The sequence below is a fragment of the Sphingopyxis sp. MG genome (genome assembly GCF_002953155.1).
Taxonomy (GTDB): domain Bacteria; phylum Pseudomonadota; class Alphaproteobacteria; order Sphingomonadales; family Sphingomonadaceae; genus Sphingopyxis; species Sphingopyxis granuli.
Genome location: NZ_CP026381.1, coordinates 3419540 through 3443488, shown reverse-complemented (window position 1 = coordinate 3443488; position 23949 = coordinate 3419540). Strand labels below are relative to the sequence as shown.

26 protein-coding genes and 1 pseudogene are annotated in these 23949 nt (G+C 62.2%); 18 read left to right on the top strand and 9 right to left on the bottom strand.

Annotated elements, in window-relative coordinates; translation table 11 throughout:
- Nucleotides 1–111: 111 nt before the first annotated feature.
- The 9 genes from C3E99_RS15835 to C3E99_RS15790 all read left to right on the top strand — a co-directional run bounded on the left by C3E99_RS15835 (nucleotide 112) and on the right by C3E99_RS15790 (nucleotide 8216).
- A complete protein-coding gene (locus C3E99_RS15835) occupies nucleotides 112–363 on the top strand; it encodes a helix-turn-helix transcriptional regulator (RefSeq protein ID WP_104960108.1) in 252 nt (83 codons plus the stop codon).
- A complete protein-coding gene (locus C3E99_RS15830; protein WP_104960413.1) occupies nucleotides 363–1247 on the top strand; it encodes a replication initiator protein A in 885 nt (294 codons plus the stop codon). The genes C3E99_RS15835 and C3E99_RS15830 overlap by 1 nt, the downstream gene beginning before the upstream one ends.
- A 247-nt stretch (nucleotides 1248–1494) precedes the next feature.
- Complete coding sequence (locus C3E99_RS15820) at nucleotides 1495–2016, top strand: DUF2840 domain-containing protein (protein WP_104960107.1); 522 nt, start codon at nucleotides 1495–1497, stop codon at nucleotides 2014–2016.
- Nucleotides 2013–2606 carry a S26 family signal peptidase gene (locus C3E99_RS15815; RefSeq protein WP_104960106.1) on the top strand — a complete coding sequence of 198 codons (594 nt, stop codon included), beginning with the start codon at nucleotides 2013–2015 and terminating at the stop codon, nucleotides 2604–2606. Before C3E99_RS15820 ends, C3E99_RS15815 begins: the two co-directional genes overlap by 4 nt.
- A complete protein-coding gene (locus C3E99_RS15810) occupies nucleotides 2603–2935 on the top strand; it encodes a DUF736 domain-containing protein (protein WP_104960105.1) in 333 nt (110 codons plus the stop codon). Before C3E99_RS15815 ends, C3E99_RS15810 begins: the two co-directional genes overlap by 4 nt.
- Nucleotides 2936–3079: 144 nt before the next feature.
- Nucleotides 3080–3712, top strand: coding sequence for a lytic transglycosylase domain-containing protein (locus tag C3E99_RS15805; protein WP_104960412.1), 633 nt, complete (start codon nucleotides 3080–3082; stop codon nucleotides 3710–3712).
- A 235-nt stretch (nucleotides 3713–3947) separates the two neighbouring features.
- Nucleotides 3948–5702, top strand: a complete 1755-nt coding sequence (locus tag C3E99_RS15800) for a relaxase/mobilization nuclease domain-containing protein (protein WP_104960104.1) — start codon at nucleotides 3948–3950, stop codon at nucleotides 5700–5702.
- Nucleotides 5703–5736: 34 nt separating this feature from the next.
- Nucleotides 5737–7797, top strand: coding sequence for a conjugal transfer protein TraG (locus C3E99_RS15795; protein WP_104960103.1), 2061 nt, complete (start codon nucleotides 5737–5739; stop codon nucleotides 7795–7797).
- Nucleotides 7794–8216, top strand: coding sequence for a ribbon-helix-helix protein, CopG family (locus C3E99_RS15790; protein ID WP_104960102.1), 423 nt, complete (start codon nucleotides 7794–7796; stop codon nucleotides 8214–8216). Before C3E99_RS15795 ends, C3E99_RS15790 begins: the two co-directional genes overlap by 4 nt.
- Nucleotides 8217–8502: 286 nt before the next feature.
- Here C3E99_RS15790 and C3E99_RS15785 read toward each other — a convergent pair whose 3' ends face one another.
- From C3E99_RS15785 to C3E99_RS15765, 5 genes are read right to left on the bottom strand one after another with little or no spacing between them, the layout of a single operon-like run.
- Complete coding sequence (locus C3E99_RS15785) at nucleotides 8503–9342, bottom strand: alpha/beta fold hydrolase (protein ID WP_104960101.1); 840 nt, start codon at nucleotides 9340–9342, stop codon at nucleotides 8503–8505.
- 37 nt (nucleotides 9343–9379) lie between these two features.
- Nucleotides 9380–10462, bottom strand: coding sequence for an alkene reductase (locus C3E99_RS15780; protein WP_104960100.1), 1083 nt, complete (start codon nucleotides 10460–10462; stop codon nucleotides 9380–9382).
- Nucleotides 10463–10490: 28 nt separating this feature from the next.
- On the bottom strand, nucleotides 10491–10892 hold the full coding sequence (locus C3E99_RS15775; protein WP_104960099.1) for a nuclear transport factor 2 family protein: 402 nt from the start codon (nucleotides 10890–10892) through the stop codon (nucleotides 10491–10493).
- Nucleotides 10893–10925: 33 nt separating this feature from the next.
- The gene (locus tag C3E99_RS15770) at nucleotides 10926–11528 is read right to left on the bottom strand and encodes an NADPH-dependent F420 reductase (RefSeq protein ID WP_104960098.1); all 603 of its coding nucleotides are present in this window, start codon (nucleotides 11526–11528) and stop codon (nucleotides 10926–10928) included.
- 44 nt (nucleotides 11529–11572) lie between these two features.
- Complete coding sequence (locus tag C3E99_RS15765) at nucleotides 11573–12331, bottom strand: SDR family oxidoreductase (protein WP_104960097.1); 759 nt, start codon at nucleotides 12329–12331, stop codon at nucleotides 11573–11575.
- A 107-nt stretch (nucleotides 12332–12438) separates the two neighbouring features.
- Between C3E99_RS15765 and C3E99_RS15760 the strand changes: the two genes are divergently transcribed.
- Entirely contained in the window at nucleotides 12439–13368 is a 930-nt protein-coding gene (locus C3E99_RS15760) for a LysR family transcriptional regulator (protein ID WP_104960096.1), read from the top strand.
- A 62-nt stretch (nucleotides 13369–13430) separates the two neighbouring features.
- Here C3E99_RS15760 and C3E99_RS20150 read toward each other — a convergent pair.
- Nucleotides 13431–13544 (bottom strand): annotated as a pseudogene (locus C3E99_RS20150) (integrase); the annotation flags it as partial.
- Nucleotides 13545–13629: 85 nt separating this feature from the next.
- On the bottom strand, nucleotides 13630–14529 hold the full coding sequence (locus C3E99_RS15750; protein ID WP_104960095.1) for an AraC family transcriptional regulator: 900 nt from the start codon (nucleotides 14527–14529) through the stop codon (nucleotides 13630–13632).
- A gap of 95 nt (nucleotides 14530–14624) precedes the next feature.
- On the opposite strand from C3E99_RS15750, the gene C3E99_RS15745 reads away from it, so the two are divergent.
- A complete protein-coding gene (locus C3E99_RS15745; protein ID WP_104960094.1) occupies nucleotides 14625–15365 on the top strand; it encodes an SDR family oxidoreductase in 741 nt (246 codons plus the stop codon).
- Nucleotides 15366–15841: 476 nt separating this feature from the next.
- Here C3E99_RS15745 and C3E99_RS15740 read toward each other — a convergent pair whose 3' ends face one another.
- Complete coding sequence (locus tag C3E99_RS15740; RefSeq protein ID WP_104960093.1) at nucleotides 15842–16702, bottom strand: nucleotidyl transferase AbiEii/AbiGii toxin family protein; 861 nt, start codon at nucleotides 16700–16702, stop codon at nucleotides 15842–15844.
- Nucleotides 16695–17381 (bottom strand): type IV toxin-antitoxin system AbiEi family antitoxin domain-containing protein, encoded by a 687-nt coding sequence (locus C3E99_RS15735; protein ID WP_104960092.1) that lies wholly within the window; start codon nucleotides 17379–17381, stop codon nucleotides 16695–16697. Before C3E99_RS15735 ends, C3E99_RS15740 begins: the two co-directional genes overlap by 8 nt.
- A gap of 316 nt (nucleotides 17382–17697) precedes the next feature.
- On the opposite strand from C3E99_RS15735, the gene trbB reads away from it, so the two are divergent.
- Genes trbB through trbL form a run of 7 tightly spaced genes read left to right on the top strand, consistent with a single transcriptional unit; the run spans nucleotide 17698 to nucleotide 23933 of the window.
- Entirely contained in the window at nucleotides 17698–18633 is a 936-nt protein-coding gene (gene trbB / locus C3E99_RS15730; RefSeq protein ID WP_442800475.1) for a P-type conjugative transfer ATPase TrbB, read from the top strand.
- Nucleotides 18630–18962, top strand: a complete 333-nt coding sequence (locus tag C3E99_RS15725; protein WP_104960090.1) for a TrbC/VirB2 family protein — start codon at nucleotides 18630–18632, stop codon at nucleotides 18960–18962. Before trbB ends, C3E99_RS15725 begins: the two co-directional genes overlap by 4 nt.
- Nucleotides 18962–19231 carry a VirB3 family type IV secretion system protein gene (locus tag C3E99_RS15720; protein ID WP_006964035.1) on the top strand — a complete coding sequence of 90 codons (270 nt, stop codon included), beginning with the start codon at nucleotides 18962–18964 and terminating at the stop codon, nucleotides 19229–19231. Before C3E99_RS15725 ends, C3E99_RS15720 begins: the two co-directional genes overlap by 1 nt.
- On the top strand, nucleotides 19228–21684 hold the full coding sequence (gene trbE, locus C3E99_RS15715; protein ID WP_104960089.1) for a conjugal transfer protein TrbE: 2457 nt from the start codon (nucleotides 19228–19230) through the stop codon (nucleotides 21682–21684). The genes C3E99_RS15720 and trbE overlap by 4 nt, the downstream gene beginning before the upstream one ends.
- On the top strand, nucleotides 21681–22400 hold the full coding sequence (gene trbJ / locus C3E99_RS15710) for a P-type conjugative transfer protein TrbJ (protein ID WP_066652640.1): 720 nt from the start codon (nucleotides 21681–21683) through the stop codon (nucleotides 22398–22400). Before trbE ends, trbJ begins: the two co-directional genes overlap by 4 nt.
- Before the next feature lies 1 nt (nucleotide 22401).
- Nucleotides 22402–22656 carry a putative entry exclusion protein TrbK-alt gene (gene trbK-alt, locus C3E99_RS15705; protein WP_066652642.1) on the top strand — a complete coding sequence of 85 codons (255 nt, stop codon included), beginning with the start codon at nucleotides 22402–22404 and terminating at the stop codon, nucleotides 22654–22656.
- Nucleotides 22653–23933 carry a P-type conjugative transfer protein TrbL gene (gene trbL, locus C3E99_RS15700; RefSeq protein WP_104960088.1) on the top strand — a complete coding sequence of 427 codons (1281 nt, stop codon included), beginning with the start codon at nucleotides 22653–22655 and terminating at the stop codon, nucleotides 23931–23933. Before trbK-alt ends, trbL begins: the two co-directional genes overlap by 4 nt.
- The last annotated feature ends 16 nt before the right edge of the window (nucleotides 23934–23949 follow it).

The window sequence follows — 23949 nt, the reverse complement described above, 5'->3', positions numbered from 1 at the left end:
TTCGGCAGGGCTGCCCTATGTCCGTTCACCGACAAGCTGCAAGCATCCAAATCTCACCTCCCGCCCGCCTGACCTGTCGCCAGTGTCCGGCATACCATCAGGAGGTTCTCGATGATCGAAATTGCCACATCTGCGGTCCAGCGGTTTCTCAAGACGCCCGACGCAGCTATCCATCTTGGCCTGTCCGCCCGAACGCTCGAGAAACATCGCTGTTACGGAACCGGCCCCGTCTACCGAAAACTGGGTGGGCGTATCGTTTACGCGATTGCTGACCTCAACGCCTGGGCCGAAATCGGCCGACGAAATTCGACGTCAGATCCCGGCACAGGTGTTTGCCTCCCCGCGCGTCCGGTGCGGCGCTGATGCGAAGTTCTGCTGCCTCTTCCGCGCATGAAAAATGTGCGCAGCTCGACCTGTTCTACACGATGCCCGGTGACATTGCCGCGCGCGATGCTCAGGATCTGATGTCCTGGCCCTTCTTCAGCCTTGCCAAGTCGCGGCGCTCCGCACCGATCGACTTCGCAATGGGGGCCACATGGATCTCGGTCGAAGCCGTAGCCGAACACGGCATGGCGACCATCTGGGATGCCGACATTCTGATTTGGGCGGCGAGTCAGCTCGTCGAAGCGCGCGACGCAGGCTGCCCGACATCTCGGTACATCGCCGCCCGTCCGCACGAGATTCTGACCTTCATCGGGCGTGGGACTGGCAAGGACCATTATGAGCGGCTGCGCGCAGCGCTCGACCGCTTGCAATCGACGACCGTTGCCACGTCGATCCGCCAGCAACACCAGCGCCGACGCCACCGCTTCTCCTGGATCAACGAATGGCGGGAGACACTCGACGACCGTGGCCGAGCCGTTGGCATCGAGCTCATCCTGCCCGATTGGTTCTATGCGGGTGTGCTCGATCGCGGCCTGATCCTGACAATCGACCGCGCCTACTTTGCGCTGACTGGCGGCGTCGAGCGCTGGCTCTACCGTATCGTGCGCAAGCATGGTGGACATCAGCGCGGTGGCTGGAGCTTCGACGTTCCGCACCTTCATCTCAAATCAGGTGCGCTTTCGCCTCTCAAGCAATTCGCATTCGAGCTGCGGACCATCGTCCGGCGGCAGTCTCTCCCGGGCTACCATCTGAGCCTCGAGCACAGCTTCGGCCGCGAGCGGCTGATCTTCAAACCCATCCCCGTCGACCCGTTCGTTGCCGCTGCCCGGCGCGTCGGTTTCCCTGTGGAGAAGTTGGCATGACATTCGGCCTATTAAAAACCGTCGGACTCGGCCCATCGGAAACCCGATCCTCGGCCTATCGAAAACCGGGACCATGCGGAAACCCGCAGAATTCTGCGGCAAATCGGCGCTCCTCTAACGATGCTAATAGAAAAGAATCCTTCGGATTCTTGCTAACCCTTTTTCAGCCTGTGGATAATCTCGGTGCGACGGGCCTGCTCAACGTCCGCGTCAAGCTTGTCGGGTTCGCGGTGGCAAGAGCGCGGCCATGAGCGAGCCAACTGCGCAGCGGCACAGCTCCTCGCACGCCATCAGGTCAGCAACAGCCAGCGCCCTGACCGAGGTCGAAGTGACCTGGATCGAGAAGCGCTACGAACAATGGATCCGCTTCGGGCGCATCGCGGCTGACACGATCATCAACCGCCGCACGCGCGTCATCGCCTTCCGTCCCGGCGCGGTCTTCGCCTTCGTGCGCTGGTCCTCGAACGACTATGGCACCATCCATTCATGCATCGACATCGTGACGGCAGTGGCACCGGGCGAGGCCTACACGACGTTGCCTTTTGTCCGTCCCGGCGCTGACATTCTGCTGCACATCGAGGGCTGGCCCAAGGTCGCACAGGTGTTGCAAGCCATCGATGCGGTCGAAGCCGCCGGGGTTGATCCGTGCGACGCATCGCCCGATCACTGGCGCCACGTCGGCAACCGGCTGAACGCCGGAATGCCGTTCCGGGCTTACACAGCTGAACGGCACGCAGCCTGGCTCCGGCGCAAGGCGCTCGAAGCATGAGTCGCCGCCGCTATGTTCGCGCCACGATACTGTGGGCAGGTTTGTTCAGCGCCGGGTTCGCAGCAGTCGCCATGCTGTCGCCGCGACCGAGACTGATGTGGAACGCGAGCGCCAGTGCGCCCGTCGGCCTCTATCGCCTCGTGAGCGACACACGCCCAAGGCTCGGCGAACTGGTCGCCATTGCGCCGCCGACTGCGACCGCGCGGATGATGGCCGATCGCCACTATCTGCCGATCGGCGTACCGCTCATGAAACATGTCGCGGCTCTGCCCGGGCAATGGGCGTGCCGCGCCGGCGCTGTCGTCTCGGTGGACGGCAAGCGTGTCGCCATAGCCAAATCGCACGACAGAATGGGTCGGCCTTTGCCAAGCTGGCAGGGCTGTCGCCGCGTTCGGACAGACGAATTGTTCCTGTTGAACCCGGCGCCCGACAGCCTTGATGGGCGCTATTTCGGCGCTCTGCCAGCAGCCGGTCTTATCGGCACGGCACACCCCATCCTTACCCGTGATGCACCTGACCAGCCCCTGCGCTGGCGAGGCTTTGGTGCATCCGCCGCTTCCCCAACCACCAACCAGGAGCACAGGCCATGATGATCGGCGTCTTTCATTCCGCGCAGGACAGTTTCACCGGGCAAATCCGGACCCTCACGCTCGATGCTGTCGTGGCGCTCGTCCCGGCTCCATCGAACGACAGCGACAATGCACCCGACTGGCGCGTGCTGCTCGGCGATGCCGAAACCGGCACTGAAATTGGTGCTGGCTGGAACCGCACAGGCGAGCGCGCCGGTGCCTTTGTCGCGGTGCAGATCGACGACCCAGCCTTTGCCCAACCCCTGCGCGCCAACCTGCTTCGCTCCATGTCCCGTGACGACGAGCATCACCTGCTCTGGTCGCGTCCGACCAATCGCGATCGGAAATAGGCCATGACCGTTGCTTCGCTTCGCCGTCGCAGGTGTTCCGTAGTCCGGATTGCCGTTCGGCTGCGCCTTCACCTTCTCCTTCCCGGCACTTGTTTCGCTCTCGGTCTGGCAGCGGCGACTTCTCCGGTTGCCGCAGTTGCGACGGTGCCTGACCAGTTTGCAGCGCATCCCTATGCGCCGCATGTCGCAGAGGCATCGCAGCGCTTCGGCATTCCCGAGCTCTGGATATGGGCGGTGATGCGGGCGGAAAGTCGCGGCAATTCGCGTGCGGTTTCTCCTGCAGGAGCCATCGGGCTGATGCAGATCATGCCCGGCACTTGGTCGATGCTGAGCGCGCAGCATGGCCTTGGCTCTGACCCGTTCAATGTGCGTGCGAACATCCTTGGAGGTGCGGCCTATCTGCGCGCCATGTGGGATCGGTATCGCAATGTCAGCTTGATGCTGGCGGCCTACAATGCGGGACCAGGCCGTGCCGATGACTATGCTGCCGGTCGTCGCAGTCTTCCGGCAGAAACCGTCAACTACGTCGCCCAGATCGCGCCAAGTCTTGGAATGGCTAGCATCGCTTCGCCTGCTGCCATGCCACCTGCCAATGCTCATCCCTGGCGTCAGGCTACATTGTTCACACCGCGCGGCGATGGAGAAACGAGCAGCAATGACGGTGCTGCCGATGTGCAGCCACAGCGCACCCAGCTTACGTCGCCGTCGGCCTCTTTGCCGTCACCGAACCCCGCGCCGCACCCCCTGTTCGTCTCGCTTTCACCGCGAAATCCGTGATGGGTTACACCAGCGCATCTCTGACGGTTCGGGCGTCGTGTCGGAAAGGTACGGCGGGGAAGCATGTGTTTAAGCGAGATGGCAATTTTGGAGGGCAAGATAAAAGGAGTGCCAGCACCTGGCCCTCATGTGGTTGTTGTAGCGCGAGAATTTCGTATGGCACCGGACATAACCGGCCATACAATGTTTCCCACGCGCCCGGAAATCTGCCGCGTAATCGTCTGGCACCTTCAAAATGAGCCGCGACGACAATGAATTTCGGGTGCGGCCGGGAAGAAGCAGGGACAGCGGTGCAGCCTCTGGACGGCGAAGCCAGAAGCTGGCGGCTCAGGTCCAGCGTGCCGCCAACAAGGCGGGCCATGCGGGTTCACGGCGAGCGGGTCTGAAACGCGGCAGTGGTAGCGGCAAAGCCGCGCGCGGGCGTCGGACGGTTGCCGCGATGCGCCGCACACCTGGCCGACGCCGCGTTACTGTTATGGCGCGCATCGCTCGCCATAAAGGTGCGCATTACCGCGCCGCACCGCTGGCAAAGCACATCAAGTATCTTGAGCGTGACGGCGTGTCCCGCGACGGGCGCGATGCCTCGATGTTCGATGCCCAGACCGACAGGGCTGATCGGGATGCCTTTGCAGGGCGTTGCGAAGATGACCGGCACCACTTTCGTTTCATCGTCTCGCCCGAAGATGCAGGGGACATGGAAGACCTGCGCAGCTTCACCCGCGAATTGATGGCTGACGCGGCCAAGGATCTGGGCACCGAACTGGACTGGGTCGCCGTTGACCATTGGAACACCGACAATCCGCACATCCATGTGCTGGTGCGCGGCGTTGCCAGTGACGGCACCGATCTTGTCATTGACCGGGGCTATATCAGCGAAGGTCTGCGGTTCCGGGCGGAAGAGCGGGTGACGCTCGAACTGGGGCCGCGCACCGAGCTGGACATCCGCACCGCGCTCGAACGCGAGGTCGATGCAGAGCGCTGGACCAGTCTTGACCGGCAGCTTGAACGCTTGGGTCAGGATACCGCAGGCCTTGTCGATCTGCGTCCAGGCGGCGACGCCGATCCCGAAATGCGCCGGCTGCTGCTGAGCCGCGCCGCCAAACTAGAACAGCTGGGACTGGCCGCGCGCGAAGGGCCTGCGGTGTGGGCTCTGGAGCCCGGTGCAGAAACCACATTGCGCGACCTTTCGGTGCGCAACGACATCATCAAGACGATGCACAATGCCATAAGCCGCGACGGCGGGCGGTTTGATGTATCGGTATTGGCCCTGCATCAGGACGTTCCAAGCGAACCGGTCATCGGACGCCTGGTCGAACGTGGCCTCCACGACGAGCTAACGGGCAGCGCCTATGCCATCGTCGACGGTGTCGATGGTCGAACGCACCATCTGCAGTTCAAGGACATGGAGATGACCGGCGATGCCAGAGCCGGATCTATTGTCGAACTGCGCTCATGGGAGGATGCCAAAGGGCATGACAGGCTGTCGCTCGCCACACGATCAGACACACCCCTTGAGGCACAGATTAAAGCACCTGGCGCGACGTGGCTTGATCGCCAACTTGTGGCCCGCGATCCCATAGCAACGGGCAATGGTTTCGGGCGCGAGGTGCGCGATGCACTCGATGCCCGCGCCAGCCATCTCGAATCGCAGGGGCTTGCCCGTCGGCAGGGCCAGCGGGTCATCCTTGCTCAGGATCTCGTTGGGACGCTGAAGAATCAGGAACTGACGGCCGCCACTCAGGCCATCGCCGCGCGCACGGGGCTTGAGCACAAACCTTCGAGCGCAGGCGAATATGTCAGCGGCATCTACCGGGAGCGCGTGACGCTTTCGACGGGCCGCTTCGCGATGATCGACGAAGGGCTGGGCTTCCAGCTCGTGCCCTGGCGCCCGGCGCTCGATCAGCACCTCGGCCAACACATCACCGGCACCATGTCGCCGGGCGGTTCTGTCGACTGGGCCTTGGGCCGCGGACGCGGGATCAGCCTTTGACCCTCATTCACCCCCTCATCAGGAGCAACCTTCAATGAACGCCACCCGTATTCTCTGGGGTCAGGTCATCGCCGTCATCAGCGTCACCTTGCTTGGCATCTGGTCTGCCACCCAATGGACGGCCCACGCCCTTGCGCATCAACCCGAGCTCGGCGAGCCGTGGTTCTGGCTTGGACCTTGGCCAATCTACCCGCCTTATGCCTTCTTCTGGTGGTGGTTCTCGTTCGACGCCTATGCGCCAAAGATCTTCCAGACCGGGGCATTCATCGCGGTCTCGGGTGCCATGGCCGCCATAGTCATCGCGATCGCAATGTCGGTGTGGCGCGCGCGGGAGGAGAAGCAGTCAGAGACCTACGGTTCCGCGCGCTGGGCGACCGACAGGGAAATCCGCAAGGCTGGCCTTCTGAAACAGGACGGCGTGGTGATCGGCTCGCACAAGAACCGGTATCTGCGGCACAATGGCCCCGAGCATATTCTCTGCTTTGCGCCGACCCGTTCCGGCAAAGGCGTTGGTCTCGTCATCCCGTCGCTGCTCGCCTGGCCGGGCAGTTGCATCGTCCACGATATCAAAGGCGAGAACTGGGATCTGACGGCGGGCTTTCGCGCCCGGCATGGCCGCGTCCTGCTGTTCGATCCGACCAACCCCGCATCCAACCCCTACAATCCGCTGCTCGAAGTCCGGAAGGGCGATTGGGAGGTGCGTGACGCCCAGAACATCGCAGACATATTGATCGACCCCGAAGGATCACTGGAAAAGCGCACGCATTGGGAGAAGACCAGCCACTCGCTACTCGTCGGCACCATCCTGCACGTCCTCTATGCCGAGAAGGACAAGTCGCTGGCCGGGGTCGCTGGCTTCCTTTCCGATCCGCGCCGTTCGATCGAGACCACGCTGCACCGCATGAAGACGACCCCGCACCTCGGTAAGGACGGTGTCCACCCCGTTGTAGCAGCCGCCGCGCAGGAACTGCTGAACAAGTCCGACAATGAGAGGTCTGGCGTCCTGTCGACGGCCATGTCGTTCCTCGGCCTCTACCGCGACCCTGTGATTGCGCAGGTGACCGGAGCCTCTGACTGGCGCATCACCGATCTTGTCGATTCAGCGGCACCTGTGTCGCTCTATCTGGTCATACCTCCTTCCGATATCAGCCGGACCAAGCCGCTCGTGCGCCTGATGCTCAATCAGATCGGTCGCCGCTTGACCGAAGAACTGAGAGTCAAGGGTCGCCGACAGCGCGTGATGTTCATGCTCGACGAATTCCCGGCTCTGGGGCGGCTAGACTTCTTCGAAAGCGCACTGGCCTTTGTTGCAGGCTACGGGATCAAGGCATTCCTGATCGCGCAGTCGCTCAACCAGATTGAAAAAGCCTACGGATCGAACAACGCCATTCTCGACAACTGCCATGTCCGCGTCGCGTTTGCGGCCAATGATGACAACACCGCCAGCCGCGTCTCAAATGCGCTCGGCACCGCCACTCAGATGCGGGCGATGAAGAATTATGCCGGACATCGGCTCTCGCCATGGCTCGGCCATATCATGGTCTCACGGACCGAGACCGCGAGGCCGTTGCTGACGCCAGGCGAAGTTCAGCAATTTTCGGAGCACGAGGAGATTGTTCTGGTGGCCAGCACGCCGCCGATCCGCGCGGAAAAGGCAAAATACTTTCTCGACCCACGGTTTCGCGCGCGTCTTCTACCCGCACCCACCCCGAAACCGCTGCACCCGAAAAAACGGCCAAAGGACGACTGGTCTGCGCTCGCACCCATTGCGGCACCGCTGCCGACCAAACCAGCCAAGGCAGAAGTGAAAAGCTCCGAACAGCCGTCAGCCCCTCAGCCAAAGCCGGATGTGCCGTCAGATGCAGATGGGGCCGAATCCGAAAATGATACGGCGAACTCCGGGATCAGGCGAGAGCCCGAACTGGGGGAACATGAGGATGTCGCTCCCGCCCCCAAGCCACCGGTCAACGAGTTCGATCTTGATCGCGATGCGCCCGAGGATGACGCAGCCAGGGCGAAACGGGAAGCTGATCGCACTATGAACCGCAATGCCCGCAATGCATCGCTTGACCCCGATGACGGCATCGACCTGTGAGGAAGAAGCCCCACAGCAAACAAACCTTCCGGCTCGATATCGAACTGGCCAAATTGCTGGAGGAACGCGCTCTTGCCCGCGGCGTCTCGCGCACCGAAGTGGTGGAGGCGGCGTTGATGTCCCTGCTGCAGTCCGATCAGGATGAGCGGATGGAAGCCGCTCTGGCGAGGCGGCTCGATCGCCTGTCGCGGCAACTGGATCGGCTCGAATGGCATGTGGAATTGACGAACGAAGCGATTGCCCTGTTCGTGCGCTTCTGGCTCACCAGCAATCCGCCGTTGCCCGACGCAGCAATGAAGGCGGCGCAGGCGACCGGGAAGAAAAGGTGGCAAGGGTTTGTGGAATCACTTTCGCGGCGGATGGAGGCGGGGCCGAAGCTGCGGGATGAAGTCGGGCGCGTGGATCAGGAAACAGCCTGATCTGTTGGACACTCCGAAACGGCAGGTGCCGAAATGCGGAGGCGCGCAAACTGACGTTTCAGAGGCCAAATGACGGGGTCAGCTGGCGACTACCTCCGGCCATTCACCCGAAGGCTGGCGATTGACCGCTTCCGTTGGAAGCAGTCATTGGGAAGCTTTGACAGGATATGCAGGGGCGCGCCTCCACTTTGTTGGTCGGGATGGTGCCGCATCACCCCGTGGGCGGACTTCCTGTGGCCATTGCACTTTGTCTCGACACGCAAATTGGCCAACAGCAAATTTTTGATCAGCGCTTCACGAATTCCAGCATGTCGGCATTCAAGATATCAGCATTCACCGTCAGCATGCCGTGCGAATAGCCTTCATAGATCCGCAGGGTGGAATCGAGGAGAAGTTCTGCCTGCAGCACGCCGGCATTGCGATAGGGCACGACTTGATCCTCATCGCCGTGGAGCACCATTGTTGGGACGCTCACGGCCTTGAGATCGTCGGTCTGGTCCGTCTCCGAGAACGCCTTGATGCCATGATAGTGGGCGAGCGCGCTGCCCATCATGCCCTGGCGCCACCAGTTATCGACGACAGCAGGCTGTATTTCAGTCCCGTTGCGATTGAACCCATAGAATGGCCCCGAAGCAACATCGCGGAAAAATTGCGCCCGGTTGGCGGCGAGGCCGGCACGCAGGCCGTCAAAGACCTCGATCGGAAGGCCGCCGGGGTAGCGATCAGTCTTCAGCATGATCGGCGGCACAGCGCTTACCAGAATCGCCTTGGCTACCCGGCCCTGCGGTATACCATAGCGGGCGACGTAGGCTGCAGCTTCACCGCCGCCGGTTGAGTGGCCGATATGGATCGCATCGCGAAGATCGAGTTGTTCGGCCAGCGCAGCGGCATCGGCTGCATAGTGGTCCATGTCGTGGCCGAAATCGACTTGTGCAGACCTGCCGTGCCCGCGCCGGTCATGAGCGATCACTCGATAGCCTTGCGCCAGGAAGAACAGCATCTGTGTGTCCCAGTCGTCGGATGACAGCGGCCAGCCATGGTGGAAGACAATAGGCTGCGCATCTTTCGGACCCCAGTCTTTGTAGAAGATTTCCGTGCCGTCAGACGTGGTGATGAAGTTGGTCATGATGGTTCTCCTGATTCAAGATTGATGATCCGGGTTGTCAGCGGCGCTGATCTTTGGCGGCATTTTCTAGGGAAGGATAATCGACATAACCGGCATCGCTGCCGCCAAAGAAGCTCGCGCGGTCGCCTTCATTGAGAGGTGCATCGGCCTTGATGCGTTCAACGAGATCGGGGTTCGCTAGCACCATGACGCCGTAGGATTCGAGGTCGGCCAGGCCTGAGGCGACGTCGGAACCAATCGTATCGCGCGCCCGTCCGGGGCGATTGAGGATGAAGGTCTGGTGCCATGCCGTCCGCAATTCCCGCAGCAGGTCATCGGGTACATCATGCGTAATGTGCAGATAGGCGAGGCCAAGGTTGTCGAGTTCCGCCACCAGATGGCGATAGAGGTCGGCGCTGTCCGGTCCCTCATCAATGCCCCACATCGCCATGCCGGGTGACAGGCGAATGCCCGTGCGATCGGCGCCGATTTCGTCCGCCACTGCCGCTGCAACTTCGATGGCGAACCTAGCGCGGCTTTCGATCGATCCGCCGTAACGGTCGGTCCGGGCATTGGCGCTGGGTGCCAGAAACTGATGGATCAGATATGCATTGGCACCGTGGATCTCGACCCCGTCGGCTCCTGCTTCGATGGCGCTGCGCGCGGCGTGGCGGAATTCGGCAATAATCTGGTCGATGTCGGTCTGCGTCATGGCGCGCGGCACGGGAATGTCCAACATGCCCTTTGCAGTGAACATGGGCGTACCCGGCGCGATGGAGCTTGGGGCCAGCGCCTGACGGTGATGCGGCGTGTTGTCAGGATGCGACATCCGGCCGACATGCATGAGCTGGATGAACAGGTGACTGCCCCGGGCATGCACGGCATCGGCAACTTTGCGCCATCCGGCAACATGGGCAGGCGTGTAGATGCCGGGCGTGGTCAGATAGCCCTGCCCATCGTCGGACGGCTGCGTGCCTTCGCTGATGATGAGGCCAATGCTGGCGCGCTGGCCATAATAGAGCGCGGCGCTGGCGCCGGGGGTGCCGTCGCTTTGCGCACGGCTGCGCGTCATCGGGGCCATGACGAGGCGATTGGAAAGCTCAAGTCGGCCGAGGCGATAGGAGGAGAAAACATCGGTCATGACAAACGTCCTTTATGGAAAGTGTGTTTCAGCTGTTCGGGGCGAGATCAAGCAGCACCCAGAGCCGGGCAATACGGCCGTCGATGATCTCGGCGGTGTCAGCCCCCATGACCGTTGCGGGATTGGCGGGGGTGCCGGCGTGCCAGCGCAGCATTGCCATCCCGTGATGGCCCAGACCCTTGCCTTCGGGCACAAAGGTGAATTCCGGGCCGAAGTTTTCAAGCAGCTTCCCGGCGATGTCCGAGATCGCGTGACGTCCGGTCACGATGGCGTCCGGCTCGTACATCACGGGATCGGCCACATAGAGGTCTGCGATCGCCGCGTCGCGCCGCACCGGGTCCCGCTCGTTAAAAACACGCTGAAGATTGGCGCGAAGCAGGGCGTCATAGTCCGGCACTGCGTCGGGGTTGGTGGCTGTGGTTTCGGTCATGGCGCATTCCTTTCTTTCTAGGTGGCCTAGAGGTCAGCCAAACTTGACAAGGTTGAGGGCGGGCAAGGGACCACCCGGAAACTGCACGAGGCGGGCACCGATTGCGAGCGAACCCAGATCGATTCCAGCAAAGCCAAGCCGGTCGATGAGTGCGCCGACTTCTCCCTTGGCTGCCACATCGTCGCCCGAGTAGAACAGCACGCGCTTGCCGCCTTCGCTCTGCGGATCGGCGGACAGCAGTTGAGGCTGCAGATGGTTGAATGCTTTGACCAGTCTGGCGCCACGCGCCAGCCCGGCTACCACCTCCGATGAGGCGACCCCGCCCAGATCGAATGGCTTGAACAGCGGTGCCTCAATGGGATTGTTGGCGTCCACCACGACCCGCCCGCCAAAATCGGGCAGGGTGGCGAACAATTCGGGTAAGCGCGACCAGTTCACCGCGACGAAGACGATGTCCTTCGTGGCGGCCTCTGCGACGGTGCCGGCTGTGATAGCAGGTCCGACCTCGGACAGAAAATCCCGAAGGCTTTCGGGTCCCCGGCTGTTGGCGATGGTTGCGGGAATGCCCTTGTTGGCCAGCGCACAGGCGATGGCGCTGCCGATCTGCCCCGCGCCGATGATTCCGATGCTTGTCATACTTCTTATCCTTCAATTTGCGTAAACGGAGGGGGAGCGCGCAATCAGGCGATCTGACCGCCATCGACGTTGAGCGTGGCACCGGTGATATAGCTGGCGTCCGGTCCGACCAGGAACGCGATGGCGTTGGCAATATCTTCTGGCTGCCCATAGCGGCCCAGCGCAGCAAGGCTGCTCAGCATGGCCGCAAAGTCGCCGGTTTCCGGATTCATGTCGGTGTTGATTGCGCCGGGCTGGACCACGTTGACGGTGATGCCACGCGGACCAAGATCGCGTGCCCAGCCACGGCTATAGGCTGCGACCGCCGCCTTGGTTGCGATGTAATCCGCCGCGCCGGGGAACGGGATATGGACCGCCCCGGTCGTGCCGATCGACACGATACGTCCGCCATCGCTGAGGAGTGGCACGGCCGCCCGCACGGCGGTCGCGACGCCTTTGACATTGACCGCGATCTGACGGTCGAACGCCGCAAGGTCAGCCTCGGCATCGTCGACCATTCCGGTCACAAAGATGCCTGCAGAATTGATGAGAATGTCGAGCTGGCCAAATGCGGCATGGGCAGCCTGCACAAGCGCAGTGACCTCAGCGGCGACTGCCTGATCGGCGCGGATGGCCAGAGCGCGACGACCGAGCGCCTCGATTTCCTGCACGAGAGCGGTGGCCTGATTCGCCGAAGCGGCATAGCTGAACACCACGTCAGCGCCATCGCGAGCAAGGCGGCGGACAATGGCTGCGCCAATACCGCGCGTGCCGCCGGTGACCAGGGCGACCTTGCCGATGAGGGGTTGGGAATAAGCTGTCATTGTCTTCACTCCATCTGTGTTGGTGAAGCCAATATGACCCATGTTATAATCAAGGATTAGCCGTATATGGCTTGCATTATCTTCAATGAATGGTTGAAGATGGGATTATGGAGACGCTTGCCAACCTCGAGTCCTTCGTGCGCAGTGCCGACCTTGGCAGCTTTTCGGAAGCGGCGCGTCGACTCTCGCTGACCCCGGCAGCGGTCAGCCGCAATGTCGCGATACTGGAACGCAATCTGGGCGTTCGCCTCTTCCACCGATCGACGCGCAAGCTGACGATGACGGAAGCAGGCGAAGCATTCCGGCAGGCGATTTCAGGGAACCTGGCCGACATACAGGCGGCAATTGCAGGCATCGCCACCGCCAATGGCGAGCCATCGGGCGTGCTCAAGGTGAGTATGGCGCCGACCTTTGGCACCATGCACATCCTGCCGCTCCTGCCCGGCTTCATCGCGCGCTATCCCGCCATCCGTCCCGAATGGCATTTCGAAAACCGGCCGGTCGACATCATCGCCGAGGGCTATGATGCGGCAATCGGCGGCGGCTTTGACCTGTCGCCTGGCGTCGTGGCGCGCAATCTGGGGCCCGCCCACATCATCGCGGTGGCATCGCCCGCATATATGGAAGGCCGCAGAATGCCCGCGGGTCCGACTGATCTGGCGCAGTTGGACGGCATCGTCATGCGCTCGCTCCAGTCAGGGCGGATACGGCACTGGACAATGCGTGACGCAGCGGGAGAGCAAATTCCGGCACCGCTCAAGGAGGCGTTCGTGGTCAACGACCCGGCAGCAATGCGCCGTTCGGCTTTGCTGGGCCTGGGCGTCACAATGTTGGTAGTGGCAGATATCATCGATGATCTCGAAAGCGGCGCCCTCATTCGTCTTTTGCCGCGTTGGTACGCCGACGCGGGAGCGATCTCGATCTATTTTGCCTCGCGGACCCTGCTACCTGGTAAAACACGCGTATTCGTCGACTATGTGGTCGATGCCTTCAAACAGCGCCGACTGGCGGAGCGATTTGCCGGCAGCCTGGGATGATCGGGCGATGGCCGTAATTCGCCGTGAAGTTGGCCCCCGCCCGGAGGCGAGGAGCCAGCGGGTCAAATTTCTGCATTTTCGCCACGGGCAAGCGCGTCTTCCACGTCGATCCCGAGATAGCGCACCGTATTTTCGATCTTGCTATGACCTGGCAGTATCTGGACTGCACGAAGGTCAACCGCCGGATCCGACAATGCGGCCGCTCGCCATACCGTCCCGCACCGTTCGGCAGTCCCGTTTTTCTATCTCGAGCGGATGGGCTCAAGCCTCGGCACGTGCGAACTTGCCGGGCGGGCATCCGAGTCGCTTGCGAAACGCAGTGCTGAAGGCGCTTGCTGACTCATAGCCTATATCTTCTGCGATCTGACTGAGCGTCATTTTGCCGCGAACCAGCGCGTCCTTCGCGATCGCCATGCGCCAGCGCAGAAGATACTCGATTGGCGCGCATCCGATCAGTTCACTGAACTTGGCCGAGAAGACAGAGCGCGACATGCCCGCCACGCTTGCGAGTTCTGCCACTGTCCAGTTGGAGCGGACATCGGCATGGATCGCCTGCAATACGCGGGTGATCGCCGGGTCCTGCATCCCGTTCAACAAGCTCGCTGGCGTAGCCTCGTTGCCAAGGCTGCGCCAGCGAAGCGCCTCGACAAGCAACGCCTCCAACATTCGCTGAATGATCAGCTCTTTGCCAGGGTAATCGGTGGCGCATTCCTCCGCCATCAGGTCGACAAAACGCCCGAACCGTGTCGAACGGCCTTCAGATGCCGGAATGTGGATACGCTCGGGCAGAAGTGAGAGCAGAAGAGGAGCATTCACTCGCTCGAAAGCGAAGCTCCCGCCCAACGCCATGAAGTCAGGCGCACCATCAGGGTCGCCATGCCGGACGGCTTCGTCACGCGGCGTGACGCGTGTGCCGGGAATATGACGTTCGCTTGCCAGCGAGAAGGGCGGCGTGGTCGGCAGCAAGAGAAAATCTCCTTCACTCAGGCGAAGCGGTTCCTTGCCATCGAGGGTCAGCCACGCCTCGCCCGAGAGGACGATCGTAAAGCCAGGCGCGTCATGCGCGTCATAATGAACAGCCCAGCGCCCCTTTCCGGAGATCGGCTTCGACACTGCAGCGCTCGGGCGCAACAAGGCGATCATGTCGCTGAGAGGATCCATATTCCTGGACGATTCATAAACAAATACAGATCATCGATTATAGATCATGCGGATCACCTCGTCTACTTCTGATCAACGAACAGAAGGAGACTGATATGACCAAGACCATCCTCATCACCGGAACCTCGTCGGGCTATGGCAAGGCGATCACCGAACATTTCCTAGCGCAGGGCTGGAATGTGATCGCCACGATGCGGCGGCCTGAGGCGGCCAATTTTGATGGCGACACCAGCCGTTTGCGTGTTCTGCCGCTCGACGTCACTGACGAAGCGAGCATTGCGGTGCTGATTGAGACCGCTGGTCCCATCAATGTGCTGGTGAACAATGCTGGCATCGGCGCGGTCGGGGCCTTTGAAGTGACGCCAATGTCGCTGGTGCGTCAGCTGTTCGAGACCAACACGATCGGCGTGATGGCGATGTGCCAGGCGGTCATCCCACAAATGCGTGCGCGCCGCTCAGGCATCATCGTCAATGTAACATCGAGCGTCACGCTCGGCTCCTTCCCGCTGGCAGCCGCCTATACCGCGAGCAAACAGGCGATTCAGGGCTTCACAGGCTCGCTTGCGCATGAGCTCGCCTACTTCGATATCTCGGTGAAGCTGGTCGAGCCCGGTTACGCCCCAACCACCAACTTCGGCGCGAACGCCATCATTCCGTTCGACCAGTTGCTCCCGGGCGAGTACGCCGATTTCGCAAAGCCAATCATGGAAGGCTTCGCCGCGCCGAAGCTGACCACTCGTGAGAGTGATGTGGCCGAAGGCGTTTGGAACGCTGCGCATGATGTAACTGATCGGCTTCGGTTTCCTGCGGGGCCAGATGCTGTAGCGCTCGCGTAAGCCAACTGACCGCCATCCTGTGCCGCGTCTCGGGACAGGCATGGAACCATCCTGTCCTGACGGTGGCTTGGGGCGCTAGGGACTAGGCCGCGGGGAACCCCGGCTTGCTGCCGAGATCAGACCGGGTCGGCAGCAGATCGACTGCTTGATCGCCGTTGTAATCGGAAAGTCGGCTCCCGCCCGGCTGCCGCGGCCGTGCTTAGCCCGCAAATCGAACGCTGGGTGTCGGGTATTGGCAATGTCCCTGCCGCAGGACACCTCGCGTCGGAACGGCAGAATTGTCCCAGACCAAGTCCCTCAGGCCGACCCTCTGCCCGATGATCGTATGGCAAATTCTGAACGCTCCATCCTGAGCCCTGAACGTCCAGAATGTCAGCGGAAGCTGCCAACTAGACCGTTCGCTTGAAGGACGCACCGGATTTTGACAGCCAATACTGCCGTATCCGTTAGCATTTTGCGCATGAGCGAGCTTTGCCTTAACCGTCGGCAATCCTGGCCAGCTTATCGACCTTGGCGAGGAAAAAGCGCTCACTCCACAGATCAACCGATTTGAGATCGGCAGGACGCAGGAAGCGCTCGACATCCTTTGCCGCTTCCTTCCACTCGATCCGAGTGATTGCGCCAGAAAGCGCAGCATTCAACCATGACATGTCGACGTGGAGCGACCCGTCACCGGCCCATGGTCCTGCCTGAACGAGCGCGTTTTGCAAAAGGACGAAATTGGGTTCGAGCCCGCGCGAAACATACCAGGAGAAGTCGAACCAGTCGCGACCTTTGAGGAAGCCTCGGCATAGAAGGGCATGAATCTTCAGCGCGAAATTGGATGCCAGATCCTGATGGCGCACCTCATAATCTGCTGGAAAATCAAGATACGTGGTCACCTCGGCCGATCCTGCGGGCGGGTTCACATCAATTTCCAGCTTGATCTTGATCGCCTTGCGATGGCCGGTGCCTGCGAATGACAAGTCGAGCTGGCTGGCGATGGAATCGTCCTTGAGCAGCGCTTGGCGAATGGCCGTATCCATACGCGGCTTGGGCTGAGCTTCCAGTGCCAGCCCGAACTGGCCGAACACCTCGGTCATCCCCTCGAGGTAAGGGGACCAGTCGAAGTCCATGTTCGGCACGCGCAGGAGAAAGTCCAAGTCCTCGGAAAAGCGTGGCAGGCCGTGCAGAATGCGCAGGCTGGTGCCGCCCTGGAACAAGGCACAATCGAAGAAATCGGCGCGCCACAGCGCGTATAACGCAATCTCCTGGAGGATCTCCTTGAGCGCGTTGTCCTCTTCAAGCGCATTGGTGGCGCCATAGCGGCCGAGCTTTTCCTTGATGATGTCAATCATGCAGCGATCCCCTGCCTTGAGCCCGTTTTGTCGTCAGAACCACATCTTCAAGCTCGGAAAGGAAGGCGTTGACTGCCTTGTGCTTGTAGACCGACTTCACTGCGGCAAAGTCTTTTTGCGTCAATGCCAGAAGCGCCTCGTCATCGATCCGCATGCCACTGGTCAGCCAATCGAGGCTAGACCATTCCACCTTGCGCAGGGCGACAAGATCCATAAGGGCGCGCAGCGGCCTAGCGACAAAGGCGGTGAGCTTGTCGAAGGTCACCCGTTCGACGCCGCCAAGGAAGCAATAATCGGCAATGGCGAGCGGATGATATTTGAAGGAGCCGAATTCGGTAGCCGGGATCCCCAGCGTTTTACGCCCCGGCGTCACGCTGGCAGTGACAAGCACGGCTTCAGGAATCCAGCCATGGTAAGCCAGCGCGCTTTCAAAGGAAATATAGCTCCCGGGAAGCAAAGCCTGCGCCACCGCGAAGGGATGCACAGGAGCGCCCCGATACGCCTTGGCAAGCGTATAAACCCCGCGCTTCAAGCGAATGAGCGACCCGTCCTTGAGGGCGCGGTTGACGAGGCCATAACGCCGCGCATCGCCTCCCCCCAGCAGTTCGCTGAGCTGGCGTTCATTGAAGACCCGATCGCGCAGCGCGCTTGCGGATACCTGTTGCGCTAGGCTGGACATAAAATTCTCAATACTTCCTAATAGTGAAAGTTTCAAGAATTTCTCTATCTCCGCCTTTGCGCACCGTTCGCGCTGCAATTGACTCCCTCAGGCGTGCGTCGGCGGCGCACAGGCCATCGTCAAAGCACTGCGAACTACGCTCCTCCCTGTTTTTCTATCCCCCACTGCTACGACGCTAAATCCTTGTTGAACTAGCCCCTTTTCTGCGTCTCTTACTCGTCCCCGTCGAGCCGGACGAACCTGTCCCGCTCCCGAAGCGGGGTATCCGATGGGCGCTGAGCCAGTCCGAATTGAAGCACGTTCACGCGGCGCTCGCATGCTGCGCACGGCGATGGGCGCATCGATCGCGACCTGGCTGGCTGACCCCAAGGTCATCGAGATCATGCTCAATCCTGATGGACGCCTTTGGGTCGACCGGTTGGGCATCGGACTGTCCGACAGCGGTGAACGCCTGACCGCAGCCGATGGTGAACGCATCATCCGATTGGTTGCCCATCATGTGGGTGCCGAAGTTCACGGCGATGCACCGCGCGTGTCAGCGGAGCTGCCGGAAAGCGGAGAACGGTTCGAAGGCCTCCTGCCACCGGTGGTGGCGGCTCCCACCTTTGCCATCCGCAAGCCCGCCGTCGCGGTATTCCTGCTCGAGGACTATGTCAGTGCAGGAATCATGTGCGCCTCTGCAGCGGACAGGCTTCGTTCGGGCGTTGCAGAGCGGCTGAACATTCTTGTCGCTGGGGGCACTGGCACCGGCAAAACGACGCTCACGAACGCCCTGCTCGCCGAGGTCGCCAAAACCACCGACCGGGTCGTTCTGATCGAAGATACCCGCGAGCTTCAATGCCGCGCGCCAAACCTTGTGGCGATGCGGACCAAGGATGGCGTTGCCTCGCTATCCGATTTGGTCCGCTCGAGCCTTCGACTTCGCCCTGACCGGATTCCGATTGGCGAAGTGCGCGGCGCCGAGGCGCTCGATCTCCTCAAGGCCTGGGGCACCGGCCACCCCGGAGGAATCGGGACGATCCACGCCGGAAGCGCGATTGGTGCCCTGCGGCGGATGGAGCAGCTGATCCAGGAAGCGGTCGTCACCGTCCCGCGCGCCCTGATCGCCGAGACCATCAACCTCATTGCCGTGCTGGTGCGCGATGGCACCGGGCGGCGCCTCACTGAACTGGCCCGCGTCGACGGGCTGGACCCGGTCACCGGCGACTATCGCCTGATTTCCGCCAACCAAACCCAAGGAGACTCCCTATGATCCATGCCCTCCGGCGCGGCACCAATCGTGTTGCGCTCGCTGCGACTGCTGCTTTCGTGATGGTGGCCACTGCCACTCCAGCGCATGCCGGCGGTTCGTCGATGCCGTGGGAAGCTCCGCTGCAGTCGATCCTCGAGAGCATCGAGGGGCCAGTCGCCAAGATCGTGGCGGTGATCATCATCATCGTCACCGGCCTCAGCCTTGCCTTTGGGGACACGTCGGGCGGCTTTCGCCGGCTGATCCAGATCGTGTTCGGCCTCTCCATCGCCTTTGCCGCATCGAGCTTCTTCCTGAGCTTCTTCAGCTTCGGCGGCGGAGCGCTGATCTGATGACATCAGCAGACGACATCCCTGGCTTCTATGCCCCGGTCCACCGCGCACTGGCCGAGCCGATCCTGCTCGGCGGTGCGCCGCGTGCACTCGCTATCGTCAATGGCACGCTGGCGGGCGCGATTGGCCTCGGCTTGCGGCTCTGGCTCGCTGGCCTTGCCATCTGGGCAATCGGCCATGTGCTTTCGGTCTGGGCTGCACGCCGCGATCCGCAGTTTGTCGATGTCGCGCGCCGCCATCTCAAATATCCGACCTGGGTGCGGCCATGATGTCGCTTCAGGAATATCGGACCAAATCCGCCAGTCTCGCAGACTTCCTCCCCTGGGTCGCACTGGTGGGGCCGGGTGTGGTGCTCAACAAGGACGGATCGTTCCAGCGGACAGCGCGCTTTCGCGGTCCCGATCTCGACAGTGCCACGCCCGCCGAACTCGTGGCCGTCACCTCCCGGCTCAATAATGCCCTGCGGCGGTTGGGCTCGGGATGGGCGGTTTTCGTCGAAGCGCAGCGCACCGCGGCGCAAGCCTATCCGCAATCCCGCTTTCCCGACCCCGTATCGGCGCTGGTCGACAGGGAACGCCGCGAACAGTTTCGTGAGGAAGGCGCGCATTTCGAAAGCGGCTATTATCTGACTCTGCTGTGGATGCCGCCGCCCGAGGAAGCGGCGCGCGCCGAAGGCTGGCTCTACGAAGGCAAGGCGTCGACCGGGGTCGATCCCAAGGAACTCGTCAAATCCTTCGCCGATCGTACCGACCGCGTGCTGCATCTGGTTGAGGGTTTCATGCCCGAGGCAGCGTGGCTCGATGACGCCGCCACGCTGACCTATCTCCACAGCACGGTATCGACCAGGACGCAGCGCGTCCGCGTGCCCGAAACGCCGGTCTATCTCGACGCGCTGCTGGCCGATGAGCCGCTGACCGGCGGTCTCGAGCCCATGCTTGGCGCCCATCATTTGCGCACACTCACCATCACCGGCTTTCCGACGGCGACCTTTCCCGGGCTGCTTGATGAGCTCAACCGGCAGGCCTTCCCATACCGCTGGTCGACGCGGGCAATCATGCTCGACAAGACCGATGCCACCAAGCTGCTCGCGAAGATTCGGCGGCAATGGTTCGCCAAGCGCAAATCGGTTGCTGCCATCCTCAAGGAGGTGATGACCAACGAGCAGTCGGTGCTGATGGATTCGGACGCCTCGAACAAGGCGGCTGATGCCGACATGGCGCTGCAGGAACTCGGCGCAGATCATGCCGGCATTGCTTATGTCACTGCGACGGTCACGGTCTGGGACCGCGACCCGGCGCTGGCGGCGGAGAAACTAAGGCTGGTCGAAAAGGTCATCCAGGGCCGCGACTTCACCTGCACGATCGAAGGCATGAATGCGATCGAGGCATGGCTCGGATCGCTCCCCGGCCATGTCTACGCCAACGTCCGGCACCCGCCCATTTCCACACTCAATCTCGCCCACCTGATCCCCCTGTCAGCGGTATGGGCGGGAGCGGAACGGGACGAGCATTTCGGTGACGCCCCCTTGCTTTACGGCAAGACCGAAGGCTCGACCCCGTTCCGCCTTTCCCTTCATGTCGGCGATGTGGGCCACAGTCTGATCGTCGGCCCGACAGGGGCAGGCAAATCCGTACTGCTGGCGCTGATGGCGCTGCAGTTCCGGCGCTACAAAGGCAGCCAGATCTTCGCCTTCGATTTTGGTGGATCGATCCGCGCTGCCGCGCTTGGCATGGGCGGTGACTGGCAGGATCTCGGCGGCGCGCTGTATGCCGAAGAAGGCGACAGCGCTGCCGTCGCCCTGCAGCCGCTTGCTCGGATCGACAACGCCGGCGAACGCGCCTGGGCCGCCGAATGGCTGGCGGCGATGCTGGCCGGCGAAGGCGTGGTGATTGACCCTGCTTCTAAAGAACATCTCTGGTCGGCCCTGACATCGCTTGCGTCCGCACCACCTGCCGAGCGTACACTCACCGGTCTCGCGGTCCTGCTGCAATCCCAGGAATTGAAGCAGGCCCTCGCCCCATATCTCATCGGCGGTCCATGGGGACGGCTGCTCGATGCTGAACAGGAACGTCTGGGTGAGGCGTCCGTGCAGGCCTTCGAAACCGAAGGTCTGATCGGCGCGTCATCGGCCGCAGCTGTGCTCGCCTATCTGTTCCACCGAATCGAGGGGCGGCTCGACGGCTCGCCGACCATGATCATCATCGATGAAGGCTGGCTCGTGCTCGACAGCCCGGCCTTCGCCGCGCAGCTACGCGAATGGCTGAAGACGCTGCGCAAGAAGAATGCGAGCGTCATCTTCGCGACCCAGAGCCTTGCCGACATCGAGACGTCGGCCATCGCGCCTGCCATCATCGAAAGCTGCCCGACGCGCATCTTTCTGCCCAACGAGCGCGCGGCCGAACCGCAGATCGCACGGGTCTATGAGCGGTTCGGCCTCAATGATCGCCAGATCGAAATCCTGAGCCGGGCTACCCCGAAACGCGATTATTATTGTCAATCGCGGCGCGGCAACCGGTTGTTCGAGCTGGGACTCGGCGATGTCGCACTCGCCTTCAGCGCCGCCTCTTCCAAAACCGACCAGATCCGCATCGCCGAGATTGTCGCAGCCCATGGCCGCGAAGGATTTGCAGCGGCCTGGCTCCAGAACCGCAGCCTCGGATGGGCGGCCGAGCTGCTTCCTCCCCCGCCGCCCGCACTAACGGACAAGGAAAACCGCCCATGAAAATGCCCTTCCTCCGCCGCGCTATCATGGCGACGGCGATCGCCACTTCGCTGGTATCAGGCACCATGATCGCCGCGCCAGCGCAGGCCCAGTTTGGCGGGATCGTCTATGATCCCAGCAACTACGCGCAGAACGTGCTGACCGCCGCCCGGACGCTGCAGCAGATCAACAATCAGATCCAGCAGATCCAGAACCAGGCGACCAGCCTCATCAACGAGGCCCGCAATCTTGCCAGTCTGCCGGTCTCGACGATCCAGACGCTGCAGCAACAGGTCGACCAGACCCGCCAGTTGCTGAACCAGGCCCAACGCATCGCGTATGACGTGACCGACGTGCAGCAGGTGTTCAACGGCCGTTACAAGGGGGCGGCACTGACCGGCGGGCAAGCCCAGATGGTCGCCAACGCCAATGCGCGCTGGCAGGACAGCGTCGGCGCCTTCGAAGATGCCATGAAGGTGCAGGCCGGGATCGTCGGCAATCTGGGTGCGACCCGCAGCTCGATCACGACATTGGTCGGTGCCAGCCAGTCAGCGACCGGGGCTTTGCAGGCGGCACAGGCCGGCAATCAGCTACTGGCTTTGCAAACCCAGCAACTGGCCGATCTGACCGCCGCCATTGCGGCGCAGGGCCGCGCGCAGTCGATCGAGGCCGCGCGCAATGCCGCGACCGAGGCCGAGGGCCGCGAGCGTTTCCGCCGCTTCCGGACCCGGAACTGACATGAGCCGGTCGGTCAAGCTGGCGGCAGCCGCTGCTTTTGGCGGATTGCTGATCGCGGTCGCGGTTGTTTCGGCAACGCGGCCGCCGGCTCGGCACGACACAACGACCTATGTCGCGGACGAGTCAGGATCTCCGAACCCTCACGCCGCAGAACTCAAGCGCTGCAGCACGATCACCATGCCGGAATCGGGATGCGATACGGTCTGGGAAGCTGAGCGCCGCCGATTTTTCCATGGAAGGGACCGGCAGCCATGAATGATACCGGCGTCATCGACCAGTTTCTGACGGTCTTCACCCAGTATATCGACAGCGGCTTCGGCCTGCTCGGCGGCGAGGTCGGCTTCCTGTCGACCACTCTCATCGTCATCGACGTGACCATAGCTGCCTTGTTCTGGGCCTGGGGCACCGATGAGGATGTGCTGCAGCGCCTGATCAAGAAGACGCTCTACATCGGCACTTTCGCCTTCATCATCGGCAACTTCTCGAATCTCGCTGGCATCATGCTCCAGAGCTTTGCCGGGCTTGGCCTGCAGGCCAGTGGCAGCGGCATGGCCATTGGCGATTTCATGCGCCCCGGCGTTGTGGCCGCGACCGGTCTTGATGCCGGGCAGCCACTGCTCGATGCGACCGCCGATCTTGTCGGGCCGGTGGGCCTATTCACCAATTTCGTGCAGATCCTGATCCTGCTGATTTCCTGGCTGATCGTCGTCATCGCCTTCTTCGTGCTGGCGATCCAGGTCTTCGTCACCATAATCGAGTTCAAGCTGGTGACGCTTGCAGGCTTCGTGCTGCTGCCGTTCGCCTTTTTCGGGCGCACCGCCTTCATGGCCGAGCGCGTCCTTGGCCACATCATTTCCTCCGGCATCAAAGTGCTCGTGTTGGCCGTCATCACTGGCATTGGCACGACCCTGTTCTCGCAATTCATCAACGCCGGGATCGGGGTTGAGCCAGACATCCAGCAGGTGATGGCGATTGCGCTTGCTGCCCTGACCTTGCTCGGCCTCGGTATCTTTGGTCCCAGCATCGCCAACGGCATTGTCTCGGGCGGCCCGCAGCTCGGCGCAGGCGCGGCAGCAGGTACGGCGATCGCCGCTGGCGCGACGATTGCGGGCGGTATCGCAGGTGCCAAGCTCGCCGCAGGTGCCGCTGGCTCGGCTATGGCGGGCACGGCCACGAGCGGTGCCCGCGCGGCAGGCGGCGCGTCGGGTGCCTATGCAGCCGGAGCCGCTGGCAAAACCGGACGGGCTGCGGCTGCTTCGGGTCTCGCCAACGTCGCAAAATCAGCCGCAAGCAGCGCGGCGTCACCGCTTCGCCGGGCCGCGGACAGCCTCAAAGCGAACTATGCCGCTGGCAAGGCCGGGACGCCCACCAATTCGGCAGCGACCGGCGCCGCCGATGGCCCTCCTGCATGGGCCACCGCGATGAGGCGGCGTCAGGCGATGACGCAGGGCGCCAACATGGCCTCGCATACCCTCAAGGGCGGCGACAGCCACGGCGGCGGCTCTGGCCCCGACATCTCCGACAAAAGCTGAAACTTCCGAAAAGGAT

Bases quoted from the DNA above. Each gene is read 5' to 3' on its own strand.
- C3E99_RS15795 (WP_104960103.1), top strand. From the start codon at position 5,737: ATGAACGCCACCCGTATTCTCTGGGGTCAGGTCATCGCCGTCATCAGC.
- C3E99_RS15735 (WP_104960092.1), bottom strand. From the start codon at position 17,381: ATGTCCAGCCTAGCGCAACAGGTATCCGCAAGCGCGCTGCGCGATCGG.
- C3E99_RS15770 (WP_104960098.1), bottom strand. From the start codon at position 11,528: ATGACAAGCATCGGAATCATCGGCGCGGGGCAGATCGGCAGCGCCATC.
- C3E99_RS15745 (WP_104960094.1), top strand. From the start codon at position 14,625: ATGACCAAGACCATCCTCATCACCGGAACCTCGTCGGGCTATGGCAAG.
- trbB (WP_442800475.1), top strand. From the start codon at position 17,698: ATGCTGCGCACGGCGATGGGCGCATCGATCGCGACCTGGCTGGCTGAC.
- C3E99_RS15725 (WP_104960090.1), top strand. From the start codon at position 18,630: ATGATCCATGCCCTCCGGCGCGGCACCAATCGTGTTGCGCTCGCTGCG.
- C3E99_RS15775 (WP_104960099.1), bottom strand. From the start codon at position 10,892: ATGACCGAAACCACAGCCACCAACCCCGACGCAGTGCCGGACTATGAC.
- C3E99_RS15740 (WP_104960093.1), bottom strand. From the start codon at position 16,702: ATGATTGACATCATCAAGGAAAAGCTCGGCCGCTATGGCGCCACCAAT.
- C3E99_RS15750 (WP_104960095.1), bottom strand. From the start codon at position 14,529: ATGGATCCTCTCAGCGACATGATCGCCTTGTTGCGCCCGAGCGCTGCA.
- C3E99_RS15800 (WP_104960104.1), top strand. From the start codon at position 3,948: ATGAGCCGCGACGACAATGAATTTCGGGTGCGGCCGGGAAGAAGCAGG.
- C3E99_RS15760 (WP_104960096.1), top strand. From the start codon at position 12,439: ATGGAGACGCTTGCCAACCTCGAGTCCTTCGTGCGCAGTGCCGACCTT.
- C3E99_RS15820 (WP_104960107.1), top strand. From the start codon at position 1,495: ATGAGCGAGCCAACTGCGCAGCGGCACAGCTCCTCGCACGCCATCAGG.
- C3E99_RS15720 (WP_006964035.1), top strand. From the start codon at position 18,962: ATGACATCAGCAGACGACATCCCTGGCTTCTATGCCCCGGTCCACCGC.
- C3E99_RS15810 (WP_104960105.1), top strand. From the start codon at position 2,603: ATGATGATCGGCGTCTTTCATTCCGCGCAGGACAGTTTCACCGGGCAA.
- C3E99_RS15785 (WP_104960101.1), bottom strand. From the start codon at position 9,342: ATGACCAACTTCATCACCACGTCTGACGGCACGGAAATCTTCTACAAA.
- trbE (WP_104960089.1), top strand. From the start codon at position 19,228: ATGATGTCGCTTCAGGAATATCGGACCAAATCCGCCAGTCTCGCAGAC.
- C3E99_RS15765 (WP_104960097.1), bottom strand. From the start codon at position 12,331: ATGACAGCTTATTCCCAACCCCTCATCGGCAAGGTCGCCCTGGTCACC.
- trbL (WP_104960088.1), top strand. From the start codon at position 22,653: ATGAATGATACCGGCGTCATCGACCAGTTTCTGACGGTCTTCACCCAG.
- C3E99_RS15830 (WP_104960413.1), top strand. From the start codon at position 363: ATGCGAAGTTCTGCTGCCTCTTCCGCGCATGAAAAATGTGCGCAGCTC.
- C3E99_RS15835 (WP_104960108.1), top strand. From the start codon at position 112: ATGATCGAAATTGCCACATCTGCGGTCCAGCGGTTTCTCAAGACGCCC.
- C3E99_RS15815 (WP_104960106.1), top strand. From the start codon at position 2,013: ATGAGTCGCCGCCGCTATGTTCGCGCCACGATACTGTGGGCAGGTTTG.
- trbK-alt (WP_066652642.1), top strand. From the start codon at position 22,402: ATGAGCCGGTCGGTCAAGCTGGCGGCAGCCGCTGCTTTTGGCGGATTG.
- trbJ (WP_066652640.1), top strand. From the start codon at position 21,681: ATGAAAATGCCCTTCCTCCGCCGCGCTATCATGGCGACGGCGATCGCC.
- C3E99_RS15780 (WP_104960100.1), bottom strand. From the start codon at position 10,462: ATGACCGATGTTTTCTCCTCCTATCGCCTCGGCCGACTTGAGCTTTCC.